Origin of the sequence: Streptomyces coryli, from assembly GCF_011044975.1 — a bacterium.
GTDB lineage: Bacteria > Actinomycetota > Actinomycetes > Streptomycetales > Streptomycetaceae > Streptomyces > Streptomyces coryli.
This window is the reverse complement of sequence record NZ_JAAKZV010000068.1, coordinates 1-12,663: the sequence shown is the minus strand read 5'-3', so window position 1 is coordinate 12,663 and position 12,663 is coordinate 1. Positions and strand designations below refer to the sequence as shown.

Annotated in this window: 13 protein-coding genes; 12 read left to right on the top strand and 1 reads right to left on the bottom strand. The window is 73.0% G+C overall.

Annotated features, from left to right (window positions below; all coding sequences use genetic code 11):
* Positions 1-37: 37 nt before the first annotated feature.
* The 7 genes from G5C51_RS17250 (at position 38) to G5C51_RS17220 (ending at position 6,516) form a co-directional block, all read left to right on the top strand.
* Positions 38-793, top strand: a complete 756-nt coding sequence (locus G5C51_RS17250) for a CoA transferase subunit A (RefSeq protein ID WP_165238249.1) — start codon at positions 38-40, stop codon at positions 791-793.
* On the top strand, positions 793-1,440 hold the full coding sequence (locus G5C51_RS17245; protein ID WP_165238247.1) for a 3-oxoacid CoA-transferase subunit B: 648 nt from the start codon (positions 793-795) through the stop codon (positions 1,438-1,440). Before G5C51_RS17250 ends, G5C51_RS17245 begins: the two co-directional genes overlap by 1 nt.
* 74 nt (positions 1,441-1,514) lie before the next feature.
* Entirely contained in the window at positions 1,515-2,228 is a 714-nt protein-coding gene (pcaH, locus tag G5C51_RS17240) for a protocatechuate 3,4-dioxygenase subunit beta (RefSeq protein WP_165238289.1), read from the top strand.
* Positions 2,225-2,779 carry a protocatechuate 3,4-dioxygenase subunit alpha gene (gene pcaG, locus G5C51_RS17235; protein WP_338118184.1) on the top strand — a complete coding sequence of 185 codons (555 nt, stop codon included), beginning with the start codon at positions 2,225-2,227 and terminating at the stop codon, positions 2,777-2,779. The genes pcaH and pcaG overlap by 4 nt, the downstream gene beginning before the upstream one ends.
* Positions 2,766-4,154 carry a 3-carboxy-cis,cis-muconate cycloisomerase gene (gene pcaB, locus G5C51_RS17230; protein WP_240929725.1) on the top strand — a complete coding sequence of 463 codons (1,389 nt, stop codon included), beginning with the start codon at positions 2,766-2,768 and terminating at the stop codon, positions 4,152-4,154. The genes pcaG and pcaB overlap by 14 nt, the downstream gene beginning before the upstream one ends.
* The gene (gene pcaDC / locus G5C51_RS17225; RefSeq protein WP_165238241.1) at positions 4,151-5,332 is read left to right on the top strand and encodes a bifunctional 3-oxoadipate enol-lactonase/4-carboxymuconolactone decarboxylase PcaDC; all 1,182 of its coding nucleotides are present in this window, start codon (positions 4,151-4,153) and stop codon (positions 5,330-5,332) included. Before pcaB ends, pcaDC begins: the two co-directional genes overlap by 4 nt.
* Positions 5,329-6,516, top strand: coding sequence for a 4-hydroxybenzoate 3-monooxygenase (locus G5C51_RS17220; protein ID WP_165238239.1), 1,188 nt, complete (start codon positions 5,329-5,331; stop codon positions 6,514-6,516). Before pcaDC ends, G5C51_RS17220 begins: the two co-directional genes overlap by 4 nt.
* Here the strand turns inward: G5C51_RS17220 and G5C51_RS17215 are convergent.
* Positions 6,492-7,100 (bottom strand): TetR/AcrR family transcriptional regulator, encoded by a 609-nt coding sequence (locus tag G5C51_RS17215; RefSeq protein WP_165238237.1) that lies wholly within the window; start codon positions 7,098-7,100, stop codon positions 6,492-6,494. The genes G5C51_RS17220 and G5C51_RS17215 overlap by 25 nt on opposite strands.
* Before the next feature lie 90 nt (positions 7,101-7,190).
* Between G5C51_RS17215 and G5C51_RS17210 the strand changes: the two genes are divergently transcribed.
* From G5C51_RS17210 to G5C51_RS17190, 5 genes are read left to right on the top strand one after another with little or no spacing between them, the layout of a single operon-like run.
* Positions 7,191-8,867, top strand: a complete 1,677-nt coding sequence (locus G5C51_RS17210; protein WP_240929724.1) for a CocE/NonD family hydrolase — start codon at positions 7,191-7,193, stop codon at positions 8,865-8,867.
* Between the two features lie 3 nt (positions 8,868-8,870).
* The gene (locus G5C51_RS17205; RefSeq protein WP_240929723.1) at positions 8,871-9,827 is read left to right on the top strand and encodes an ABC transporter permease; all 957 of its coding nucleotides are present in this window, start codon (positions 8,871-8,873) and stop codon (positions 9,825-9,827) included.
* Positions 9,824-10,699, top strand: a complete 876-nt coding sequence (locus G5C51_RS17200) for an ABC transporter permease (RefSeq protein ID WP_165238235.1) — start codon at positions 9,824-9,826, stop codon at positions 10,697-10,699. The genes G5C51_RS17205 and G5C51_RS17200 overlap by 4 nt, the downstream gene beginning before the upstream one ends.
* The gene (locus tag G5C51_RS17195) at positions 10,696-11,691 is read left to right on the top strand and encodes an ABC transporter ATP-binding protein (protein WP_165238233.1); all 996 of its coding nucleotides are present in this window, start codon (positions 10,696-10,698) and stop codon (positions 11,689-11,691) included. The genes G5C51_RS17200 and G5C51_RS17195 overlap by 4 nt, the downstream gene beginning before the upstream one ends.
* Positions 11,684-12,487, top strand: coding sequence for an ABC transporter ATP-binding protein (locus tag G5C51_RS17190; protein WP_165238232.1), 804 nt, complete (start codon positions 11,684-11,686; stop codon positions 12,485-12,487). Before G5C51_RS17195 ends, G5C51_RS17190 begins: the two co-directional genes overlap by 8 nt.
* Positions 12,488-12,663: the final 176 nt, after the last annotated feature.

Genomic DNA, 12,663 nt, shown 5'->3' with positions numbered 1-12,663 from the left:
TAGTTCAGCAGGCGAACACCGGCAAGGGGACTGCGTGATGGACAAGGTGGTGCGCTCGGCCGACGAGGCCGTCGCCGACATCCCGGACGGCGCGGCGCTCGCCGTCGGCGGCTTCGGGCTCAGCGGCGTCCCCGACGTCCTCATCGGCGCCCTGCACCGGCGCGGCTCCCGGCATCTGCACATCGTCTCCAACAACTGCGGCGTCGACGGCGGCGGCCTCGGCATCCTCCTCAAGTCCGGCCGCATCGACCGCGTCACCGGCTCGTACGTCGGCGACAACAAGGAATTCGCCCGCCAATACCTCGCCGGCGAGATCGAGCTGGAGCTCACCCCGCAGGGCACCCTCGCCGAGCGGCTGCGCGCCGGCGGCGCCGGCATCCCCGCCTTCTTCACCCCGGCCGGAGTCGGCACACCGGTCGCCGACGGCGGGCTGCCCTGGCGTTACGGGCCCGACGGCGGCGTCGCGGTGGCCTCACCGCCCAAGGAGGTGCGCGACTTCGACGGCCGCGCGTACGTCCTGGAGCACGGCATCAGCACGGACTTCGCGCTGGTACGGGCCGCCCGGGGCGACCGGCACGGCAACCTGGTGTTCGCGAAGTCGGCCCGCAACTTCAACCCCCTAGCGGCGATGGCGGGCCGCATCACCATCGCCGAGGTCGAGGAGCTCGTCGAGCCGGGGGAGATCGACCCGGACGCGGTGCACGTGCCCGGCGTCTTCGTGCAGCGGGTGCTGCGGCTGACCCCGGCGGAGGCCGCCGGCAAAGGTATCGAGAAGAGGACGGTGCGCGCCTGATGCCCTGGACCCGCGACGCGATGGCCGCACGAGCGGCCCGCGAACTCCCCGCCGAGGGCTACGTGAACCTCGGCATCGGGCTGCCGACGCTGATCCCCGGGCACCTGCCCGAGGGCGCGGACGTGGTGCTGCAGTCGGAGAACGGCATCCTCGGCGTCGGCCCGTATCCGAGGGAGGACGAGGTCGATCCGGACCTGATCAACGCGGGGAAGGAGACGGTGACGGTGCGCCCAGGAGCCGCCTTCTTCGACTCCGCGCTCTCCTTCGGCATGATCCGCGGCGGCCACATCGACGTCGCCGTGCTCGGGGCGATGCAGGTCTCCGCGCGCGGCGACCTCGCCAACTGGGCCGTCCCCGGCAAGATGATCAAGGGCGTCGGCGGCGCGATGGACCTGGTGCACGGCGCCCGCCGGGTCGTCGTCCTGATGGAACACACGGCACGGGACGGCTCCCCGAAGCTCGTCGAGGAGTGCACACTCCCGCTCACCGGCACGGGATGCGTCCATCGCGTGATCACCGACCTCGGCGTCCTGGACATCACCGACGCCGGCCTCCGGCTGGCCGAACTCGCCCCCGACGTCAGCCTCGACGAGCTCCGCGACCGCACCGGAGCCCCGGTCGCCACTACGAGAGGAGTGCGCGCGTGACCGAGACCGAGACGAAGACCGAGACCGAGACTCAGCTTCCCGGACTCCCCCACCAGCGCGCCATCGACACCGAGATGGCCGCCTACGAGCCGGACGGCACCGCCCACCCGCGCCGCGACTACGCCCCGTACCGCAGCACCCTGCTCCGCCACCCGCGCCAGCCGCTGCTCGCGGTCAAGGACGACCCCGACGCGGTCGAGCTCACCGGACCCGTCTTCGGCCCCACCGACGTCACCGACCTCGACGCCGACCTCACCCGGCAGCACCAGGGCGAGCCGCTCGGCGAGCGGATCACCGTCACCGGCCGGATCCTCGACCGCGAAGGCCGCCCAGTGCGCGACCAGTTGGTGGAGATCTGGCAGGCCAACGCCTCCGGCCGTTACGCCCACCAGCGCGACCAGCACCCGGCCCCGCTGGACCCGAACTTCACCGGCGTCGGCCGCTGCCTCACCGACGCCGAGGGCGGCTACCGCTTCACGACGGTCAAGCCCGGCGCGTATCCCTGGCGCAATCATGTGAACGCCTGGCGCCCGGCCCACATCCATTTCTCCCTCTTCGGCAGCGCCTTCACGCAGCGGCTGGTGACCCAGATGTACTTCCCCGGCGACCCGCTCTTCCCGTACGACCCGATCCTGCAGTCCGTCACCGACGCGCGCGCCCGCGAGCGGCTGGTGGCGGCGTATGAACACGGCTTGTCGAAGCCGGAGTTCGCGCTCGGATACCGATGGGATGTGGTGCTCGACGGACCGGCCGCCACCTGGACCGAAGGCGAAGGAGAGCAGTCGTGATCACTCCGTCTCAGACGGTCGGACCTTTTTACGGCTACGCGCTGCCCTTCGCGCGCGGCGGCGAGATCGCGCCGGCCGGCGACCCGCGGACGATCACCTTGCACGGGGTGGTGCGGGACGGGGCGGGCGCTCCGATCCCGGATGCGCTGCTGGAGTTCTGGCAGGCGGCTCCCGACGGGTCGCTTGGCGGGGCGCCGGGGTCGATGCGGCGGGATCCGGTGGACGGGGCGGTGATCGGGCGCGACGGCGTGGAGTTCACCGGCTTCGGGCGGGTGCCGACGGACGCGGACGGGCACTATGCGGTACGGACGCTGCCGCCGCCGGGTGGGGCGCCGTATGTGAGCGTGGCGGTTTTTGCGCGGGGGCTTACGCATCACCTGTACACGCGGGCGTATCTGCCGGGGTGTGCGGAGGATGTGCTGCTCGCGTCGCTGCCGGAGGAGCGGCGGGGGACGCTGGTGGCGCGGGAGGAGCGGGAGCGGGTGTATCGCTTCGACATCCGGCTGCAGGGGGATGAGGGGGAGGAGACGGTGTTCCTTGAGTTCCGCTGACCCGGTCCACGACGCCTCCGACGTCGGCCTGCTCGCCCCCGGATGGGCCGGCTCCGCCGTCGAGGCGGCAACCGGCGACCGCGCGTTCCTCCAGGCGATGCTGGACGCCGAGGCGGCGCTGACCCGCGCGCTCGGCGCCCCCGCCACGGTACGGGCCGAGGTCGAGGCCGCTGCCCACGCCGATCACTTCGACGCGCGCGACCTCGCCGTCCGCGCGCGAGAGGGCGGCAACCCCGTGATCCCCCTCGTCGCCGGCCTCACGGCCGCGGTCGGCGACGAGGCGGCGGCGTGGGTGCATCGGGGCGCCACCAGCCAGGACATTCTGGACACGGCGTTGATGCTGACGAGTTGGCGCGCCCGTACGCACATCCTGGCCGACCTCGACGCCACGGCCGAGGCCTTGGCGCGGCTCGCGGCCCGGCACCGCGCCACGCCCATGCCGGGACGCACCCTCACCCAGCACGCCGTGCCCACCACCTTCGGCCTCAAGGCGGCCGGCTGGCGGCAGCAGATCGTGCACGCCCGCGACCGGCTCGCCGCGCTCGCGCTGCCCGCGCAACTGGGGGGCGCGGCAGGGACGTTGGCGGCACTTGACGGCCGAGTCGACCTGCTGGGGGCGTACGCCCGCGAGACCGGGCTCGCCGAGCCGCCGCTCCCCTGGCACGTGCTGCGCACCCCGATCGCCGAACTGGGCTCCGCGCTGGCGCTGGCCGGCGGCGCGCTCGGCAAGGTCGCCGCGGACGTACTGGTCCTGTCCCGTACGGAGATCGCCGAGGTCGCGGAGGCGGCAGGCGGCGGCTCCAGCGCCATGCCGCACAAGGCCAACCCGGTCCGCGCCACGCTGATCGCCGCGGCCGCCCGGCAGCTCCCCCAGCTCGCCGCGACGCTGCTCGGCTCGCTCCCCGCCGAGGACGAACGCCCGGCCGGCGCCTGGCACGCCGAGTGGCAGCCACTGCGCGAGGCCCTGCGGCTGACCGGCGGGGCGGCGCACGCCGCGGCCGAGCTGGCGGCGGGGCTGCGGGTGGACGAGGCGCGGATGCGCGAGCACCTGGATCTTTCGGGAGGGCTGATCGCCTCGGAGCGGCTGGTGGCGGAGCTTGCGCCGGTGGTGGGGCGGGGCCGGGCGCGGGAGCTGCTCACGCACGCCTCCCGTACCGCCGCGGCCGGACGCCTGCCGCTCGCGGACGCCGTCGCCGAGCAGCTCGCCGACGCGCACTTCACCGAACACCCCGAGCTCCGCGGCCGGTTCGACGCGGGCCGTATCCGCAAGCTGCTCGACCCCATCGACTACCTGGGTGCGGCACCCGAACTGACCGACCGCGCGCTGCACGTAACCGCACCACCGAACTCGCCCTCATCCCGGGACAGCGCATGACCGACCTCCTCCACCACACCACCGACGGCCGCGCCGACGCCCCCGCCCTCCTCCTCGGCCCGTCCCTCGGCACCAGCGTGCGCTTGTGGGACGCCCAGCTTCCCGCCCTCGCCCGCGGCCACCGCGTGATCCGCTACGATCTGCCGGGCCACGGCGACTCCCCGGCGGCGCGGCTCACCGAGCCGTCCGTGCCGCACCTCGCCGGACTGGTGCTGGAGCTCGCCGACGCGCTCGGCATCGACCGCTTCCGCTACGCCGGCGTCTCGCTCGGCGGCGCCATCGGCACGTGGCTCGCCGCCCACCACCCCGACCGGGTCGAATCCCTTGCCCTGCTCTGCACTTCGGCCGACTTCGGCGATCCGTCGGCGTGGCGGGAGCGGGCGGCGCGGGTGCGTACGGAAGGCGTCGGGTGGCTGGCCGAGTCCGCGCCGGACCGCTGGTTCACGCCCGGTTACGAGCCCAGCGCAGCGACCGCGTCGCTGATCGCCGACCAGCGCGGCGCGGACCCGGCGGGTTACGCCGCGTGCTGCGAGGCGCTGGCCACGTGCGACCTCAACGACGACATGGGCGCGATCGCCGCCCCCACCCTGGTACTCGCCGGCCGCCAGGACCGCGCCACACCGCCCGACCACGCACGCCGGCTCGCGGACGGCATCCCGCGGGCGTCCCTCGTCGAACTCGACGGCGCCGCCCACCTCGCCCTCGCCGAGCAGCCGCAGCGCGTACTGCGGGCGCTGATCGACCACTTCGACGACTCCGGGCCCAACGTCGCCTCTAGCACGCGGACGGCGGCGGATGCCCATCACGACGGCATGACGGTACGCCGCGAGGTGCTGGGCAACGCCCACGTGGACCGCGCCCAGGCAGCGACCACACCCTTCACCGCCCCGTTCCAGGACCTGATCACCCGCTACGCCTGGGGCGAGATCTGGACCCGCCCCGGCCTGGACCGCCGCACCCGCAGCTGCATCACGCTGACGGCGCTGATCGCCCGCGGCCACCACGAGGAGCTGGCGATGCACGTCCGCGCGGCCCGTACCAACGGACTCACGGCCGCCGAGATCCAGGAGGTGCTCCTGCAATCGGCGATCTACTGCGGCGTCCCGGCGGCGAATTCCGCCTTCGCCATCGCCGACCGCGTCCTGGCCGAGGAGCGACCCACCGAGGAGAAGCCGTGACGACCCCCGCCCACACCACCGTAGGCATAGTCGGCGGCGGCCCCGCCGGCCTGCTGCTGGCCCGGCAGCTGCACCTGGCCGGCATCGACTGCGTCGTCCTGGAGGCCCGCGACCGCACATACGTCGAGCACCGCCAGCGCGCCGGCATCCTCGAACAGGGCACGGTGGACGCCCTCCGCGCCTGCGGCGCCGCCGACCGCCTGGACCGCGAGGGCCTGATCCACGACGGCATCGAGCTCCGCTGGAACCGCCGCTCCCACCGCATCGACTTCCCCGCCCTGACGGGCGGCCGCCGGGTCTGGGTCTACGCCCAGACAGAGGTGGTGAAGGACCTGATCGCGCTGCAACTGACGGATGGCCCCCCACTGCTCTTCGAGGCGGAGGTCACGGCGGTAACAGGCGCGGAGACGGACCGCCCAGTCATCCACTACACGCACGAGGGGATACGCCGCACCCTGACCTGCGACTACGTCGTAGGCTGCGACGGCTTCCACGGCGTCGTACGCTCAGCGATCCCCGCCACGGAACTCCGCACCGCCGAACGCACCTACCCCTACTCCTGGTTCGGCATCCTCGCCAACGTCCCACCCTCCTGCGACGAACTCATCTACGCCCACTCCCCCCGCGGCTTCGCCCTGCACAGCATGCGCACACCGACGGTGAGCCGGCTGTATTTGCAGGTCCCGAACGGCACGGACCCGGATTCCTGGTCGGACACCCAAATATGGGACGAACTCCAGTCCCGCTTCGCCATCGACAGCGACTGGAAGCTGACCCCGGGCCCGATCACGCAGCGCGCCGTCCTCCCCATGCGCAGCTTCGTGACGGAGCCAATGCGCTATGGCCGGGTGCTGCTGGCCGGCGACGCAGCCCACATCGTCCCGCCAACGGGTGCGAAGGGCCTGAACCTGGCCGCGGCGGACGTGATCGTGCTGGCCCGCGCCTTCGCGGACTGGACCGCGACGGGCACGACCGCGGGTCTCGACGCGTACTCCGGCACCTGCCTGAAGCGGGTCTGGCGGGCGGAGCACTTCTCCTGGTTCATGACCACAACCCTGCACACAACCCCGGACCAGTCCGCCTTCGACACCCACCTCCAGCTCTCCCAACTCGACCGCATCGCAAGCTCCCCGCACGCGGCCGCCGAACTGGCCGAGAACTACGCGGGTTTGCCGGTGGGCTGAGACCGCCCGGGCGCGGGCGCGTCGCCCGCCAGCGCGTCGACGACCGCGCGGGCGACCCGCCCGGCCCGCTCGGGCGTCCAGTACCCGGGCTCCTCCACGGTGGCGACGAAATAGCCGTGGGTCAGCAGCGACAGCACGTCGGCCGCGAGCTCGGCATCCGGCACCCCCGCGGCCGCGGCGGCGTCCTGGAACTCCTGCCGCGACTCGTGCGCCTCGCGGCGGTCCACGCCGGCCGGGTCGGTGTGCGCGGTCGAGAGCATCTCCACCCATAGCGCGCGCAGCAGCAGGTCCTCGGGCTCCGAGCTCAGATACCACTCCACCGTGGACCGCAGCCGCTCCTTGCCCGAAAGACCGGCCACCCGGTCCTCCAGCTCGGTGCGCCAGCGCGACTCCGCGGCGCGTACCGCATTGCTGATCAGCGCCATGCGGGTGGGCACGTAGTTGGTGACCATCGCCGTGGATCCGCCGAGCTCCTTGGCCACCGCGCGGATGGTGATCGCGCGCGCCCCGTCGCGGGCGGCGACGGCCAGGGTGGCCTGGGCGATTTCCTTGCGGCGCTGGGTTTCGTCGACGTCGATCGGCATGAAGGCAACCTAGCTCAGCGGGGGGTTGACGGTTAACTGACGCAGATGCAACGCTGTCATATAACAGCGTTTTCCAAAAGTGGAGATCCCATGGGCCTTGCTGTCCAGCGCGTCACCCCTGAGCCCGTCCCCGCGAGCGCCCGGCAGGTCATGGTGCGCATGCGCGACGGCGTGCTGCTGGCCACCGACGTGTACGAGCCCGGGAGCACCCCGTCGCCGGCGGTGCTGGTCCGGCTGCCGTACGACAAGAACAGCCGCTATGTCTTCTTCGAGCGCGTCGCGGAGCGGTTCACCGCGCGCGGTTATGTGCTGGTGGTGCAGGACGTCCGCGGCAAGTTCCGCTCGCAGGGCGCGACGCTCGGGTGGACCGGGGAGGTGGACGACGGGTACGACACCATCGAGTGGATCACCCGCCAGCCGTGGTCCGACGGGATCGTGGGCATGTTCGGCGACTCGTACTACGGCTTCACGCAGTGGTCCGCGGTCGTCGCACAGCACCCCGCGCTGCGCGCGATCGTCCCCCGGGTCACGTGCACCGGGAACGGCCCGGGCATCGCCGCGTACGACCCGGGCTCCGGCCGCCCGCAGCCGCTGTGGCTGGAGGGCGCGGACTATCTGGCGCACCACTGGGTGGACCGGGACACGTACGACTTCGAGCCCGACCTGACCAAGCGCCCGCTGATCGCCGCGTACGAGAAGGCCTTCGCGGCACTGGGGAAGCGCTCCACGGGCTTCGATCTGGTCGTCGGCGGCATCACCCTCCCGCCGTACAACGGCCCGCATCCGTACGACGCGCGGCCGGTGCCGGTGCTGCACTGCGTGGGCTGGTTCGACAATCTCGGCATCGCCCATATGCGGGATTACGCGGAGCTGGCGCGGCGGCCCGGCTGGGCGGCGGTGCAGTATCTGATCGCGGACGCGGTCGACCACGAGAATTACCTGCTGGAGAACGCGCCGGCCGCACACGGCACCGACCACATGACGGACGATGCCGCGCTGGAGCGGATGCTGGACGCGTACACCGGTCCGGCGCTGGACTTCTTCGACGTCTTCCTGAGGGGCATTGCGGGGCCGGAGTCCTTGCCCCGGGTGCGCTTCAAGGTGGGGCACGCGCAGTGGCGCACCTCGACCGCCTGGCCGCCGCCGGAGGCCGCGGAGACCGAGCTGTGGCTCGCGGCGGCAGACCGGGCGGCAGGACCGGTCCCGGGCGGGCGGCTCGCCGAACACCCGCCCGCCGAGGAGCAGTCCGCCTCATGGCGCTACGACCCCGACAACCTGGTGCCGTCCGCCACCCCCAACACCTTCATGCTGCTCCGCGACCACCCGGATGAACGGCCGACCGCCGACCGCGACGACGTCCTCGTCTTCACCGGCCCCGCTGCCGTCTCCGGGAAACCCCTGGACCTCGCGGGCCCGGTGCAGGTGCTGCTGCACGTGGAGAGCACGGCCCCCACCTTCGACATCTTCGTCCGCCTCCTCGACCTGGCCCCCGACGGCTCGATGCGGCTGATCGTGCGCGGCAGCCGCCAGGCCGACGCCCCGGGGCCGGTGGAGATCGACCTCGGCCACACCGGGTACCGGTTACGCCCGGGCCACCGCCTCGCCCTGCTCATCGCGGGCAGCGACTTTCCGAACCATCTGCCCAACTCCGGCTCGTACGAGGACCCGTGGCGGACGACAGCGCCCAAGGCGAGCCTCCAGACGCTCCGCGCCTGGGCCGCGCACCCCTCCCGGCTGCGCCTGACCGTCCTGCCGCAGGCGGGGTGATCCATGATGACGCTCCGCTTCGTCGCCACCCGGCTGGCCACGCTCGTCATCACGGTCTTCGTCTCCAGCCTGGCCATCTACGGGGCGATGTTCCTCACTCCCGGCGACCCCGCCACCCTGCTGGTCGGCGGCAGCCGCTCCCCCGACCCCGAGGTGCTGGCGCGGATCCACCGCGAATATCACTTGGACGATCCGTTCATCCAGGGCTATTGGCACTGGCTGAGCAGCTGCCTGCAGGGCGACTTCGGGCGGTCCCTCGTCTTCCGCGACAGCGTCGCCGACCTGATCGGGGCGCGCGTCGGCAGCACCCTGGCCCTGGTCGGTTACGCGGCCGTGCTCGTGCTCACCGCGGGGACGGTCATCGGCACCATGGCCGCGCTGCGCGGCGGCCGCGTGGAGGCGTTTGCCACCGCGCTCACCGCGGGCGCCATGGCGGTGCCGACCTTCGTCATGTCGGTGCTGCTGATCTGGCTGTTCGCCGTGCGGCTGCCGTGGTTCCCGGTGTACGGATCGGGCGAGGGGTTCGCAGGCACCATCTCGCACCTGACCCTGCCGGCCGTCGCGCTCGCGCTGACCTGGATCGGTTACGTCGCGCAGGTCACCAGGACCGCCGTGCGCGCGGAGCTGCGCGCCGAACACGTCGAGACCGCGCGCGGCCGCGGCGTGCCCGAGCGGATCGTGATCCGTCGCCATGTGCTGCACAACGCCTCGGGTCCGGTCTTCGCCGTGTCCGGCGTCGGGATCGCGGGCCTGATAGCCACGGCCGCCATCGCCGAGCAGGCCTTCGGCACCGGCGGGCTCGGCGCGCTGATGATCGACGCGGCGGCCAAGCAGGACATGGCCGTGGTGCAGGCCGTATCGCTGCTGTTCGTGGTGGTGTTCGTGGTCATCAACACCACGGTCGATCTGATCAGCGCGGCCCTGGATCCACGGCTGGCGACAAGAGAGGGCGCCGTATGACCACCGCATCGTTCCCGCGCACGATCCGCCGCCTGCCGGGTGTGAAGAGACCGGCGGGGCGGCGGCGTCGCGACGGGGTGCTGCTCGGCGCCGGATGTGTGGTGGGGCTGTTCGTGCTGCTGGCCGCGCTCGGCCCGCTGCTCGCCCCGCACGACCCGAACGCCGTCGACCCGCTCAACGTCAACTCCGCCTCGTCGTCGGCGCATCTCCTCGGCACGGATGACACCGGCCGCGACATCCTGTCCCGGGTCATCGTCGGCGCGCGCGCCAGCCTCGCCGCGCCCGCGGTCATCGTCGCCGTCTCCACGACGCTCGGCACCCTGCTCGCCCTGGCCGCGGCCTGGTTCGGCGGTTGGCTGGACCGCTTCGTGACGGGCGTGCTGGATGTGGTCTTCGGCTTTCCCGGCCTGATCATGGCGGTGCTCGTCGCCGCGGTGTTCGGCGCGGGGCTGGTCGCGCCGATCGTGGCACTGTCGATCGCGTATCTGCCGCTGTTCACCAGGGTCGTACGGGCGGCGGCGGTCAAGGAGCGCAATCTGCCCTACATATCGGCGCTGCTGCTGCTCGGCGCCTCGACCTCCCGTATCTGGCTGCGGCACCTGCTGCCGAACCTGCTGCCGCTGGTCCTCGTCCAGGCCACCATCGGCTTCGGTTACGCCCTGATCGACGTGGCCGCGATCTCCTTCCTCGGCCTCGGCAGCCGGCCGCCCGACCCCGAGTGGGGCCTGATGGTGGCGAACGGCGCGCCGTCGATCCTCGCCGGCCACCCGCAGCCCGCGCTCTTCGCCGGGCTCGCCATCCTCGTGGTCGTGGTGGCTTTCAACCTGCTGGGCACGGGCCTGTCCCGACGGCTGCTGGGAGACCGGACATGACGACACCCGCACCGCTGCTGGAGATCGACGCGCTCGGCCTCGACCTCGCGGTCGAGGGCGCGCCGCGCACGGTGGTCCACCGCGCCGACCTGGCGATCCCCGCGGGCGAAGCGGTCGCCCTGGTGGGCGAGTCGGGGTCGGGCAAGTCGCTCACGGCCCGCGCCGTACTGCGGCTGCTGCCCGCCGGGGCGCGGCTGCGCGGCGACATGCGCTTCGCCGGGGAGTCCGTGCCGGAGATGGCGGCGGAGCGGCTGCGCGGCTTCCGCGCCGCCGACGTGGCGATGGTGTTCCAGGACCCGCGGGCGCACATCAACCCGGCCCGCAGCGTGGGCGACTTCCTCGTGGAGGGGCTGACGACCACCCGGGGCATATCCCGTACCGAGGCGGTCGCCAAGGTCACGGCGATCCTGCGTGAGGTCGGCATCCCCGATGCCGACCGCCGGCTGCGGCAGCGGCCGCACGAGCTCTCCGGCGGCCTGCTGCAGCGGGTCATGATCGCCGCCGCGCTGGCGGCCGAGCCGCGGCTGCTGCTCGCCGACGAGCCGACCACCGCGCTGGACGTGACGACGCAGGAGGAGGTGATGGCGATCATCGCGGAGGCGCGCGCGGCGCGCGGGCTTGCGATGCTGTTCATCACCCACGACTTGGAGCTGGCCGCCGCTGTCTGCGGCCGCGTGGTGGTGATGTACGCGGGCAGCACCGTGGAGGAGCTCCCGGCCGCCGAGCTCCGCGCCGGCGCCGCCCACCCGTACACGCGCGCGCTGCTCGCCTCCCGCCCACCGGTGGGCGACCGCGACGCGCGGCTGCGGTCCATCGCCGGACGTCCGCTGTCCGGCTTCGAGGTCCCGGCGGGGTGCGCCTTCGCCGACCGATGCCCCCGGGCACGGGACCGCTGTCGCCATGAGACGCCACTGCCGCGGACGGCCGCCGGCTCCGCGGCGGCGTGCCACTACCCGTATACGGCGGTCGAGGAGGCCGACAGCCATGCCTGAGCCGGTGCTCGAGGTACGTGAACTGCGCAAGGTCTTCGGCGACTTCACCGCGGTGGAGAACGTCGGCTTCTCCCTCGACGAAGGGGGCTCGCTGGCGATCGTCGGCGAGTCGGGCTCGGGCAAGACGACCACCGCGCGCATGATCGCGGGGCTGGACCCGGCCACCGCGGGCCGCATCGCCGTAGCGGGCGAGGAGCGAGGCTACGGGCGGGGGCGGAGGCGGGAGCGACGCGCGCGGGGCCGGCAGATCCAGATGGTCTTCCAGGACCCGTACGCCTCCCTCGACCCCCGCCAGCGCGTGCGCGACGCCATCGGGGAGGCGGTGGCGCTGCACCGGCGCCACCTGCCCGCCGCCGCGCTGAAGTCCCGGGTCGCGGAGCTGCTCGACCTGGTCGGCCTGGACGACCGCCAGTCCCGCTCCCTCCCCAAATCCCTCTCCGGCGGCCAGCGCCAGCGCGTCGCCATCGCCCGCGCCCTGGCCGCGGAGCCACAGGTGCTGATCCTCGACGAAGCGATCTCGGCGCTGGACGTCTCCATCCAGGCGCAAATCCTCACCCTGCTCGCGGGCATCCGCACCACCACGGGTACAGCGCTGCTCTTCATCACCCACGACCTCGGCGCGATCCAGCACGTCTGCGACGACGTGCTGGTCATGCAGGCCGGGAGGGTGGTGGAGCGAGGGGCGGTCACCACGGTGCTGGACACCCCACAAGCCCCGTACACCCAGCGCCTCATCGCCTCCATCCCGAAGCCGGGCTGGACCCCGCGACGGCGCGAGCGGGGCCGCGCAGCCTGAGCGCAGCGCCCTGAGCGGAGCACCTGGCCCGGTCCATGAGCCTGCCTGCCCCGAGTCCCTCCGCACCACTGCCCCGTGCCGTACGGCACGGGGCAACGGGCGGGTGAGTGGGCGCAAGCGCTCAGCCGGCCAGCGGTGGACGCCCCCGGTCCGCCCGGGCCTCGATGTCCCCCGCC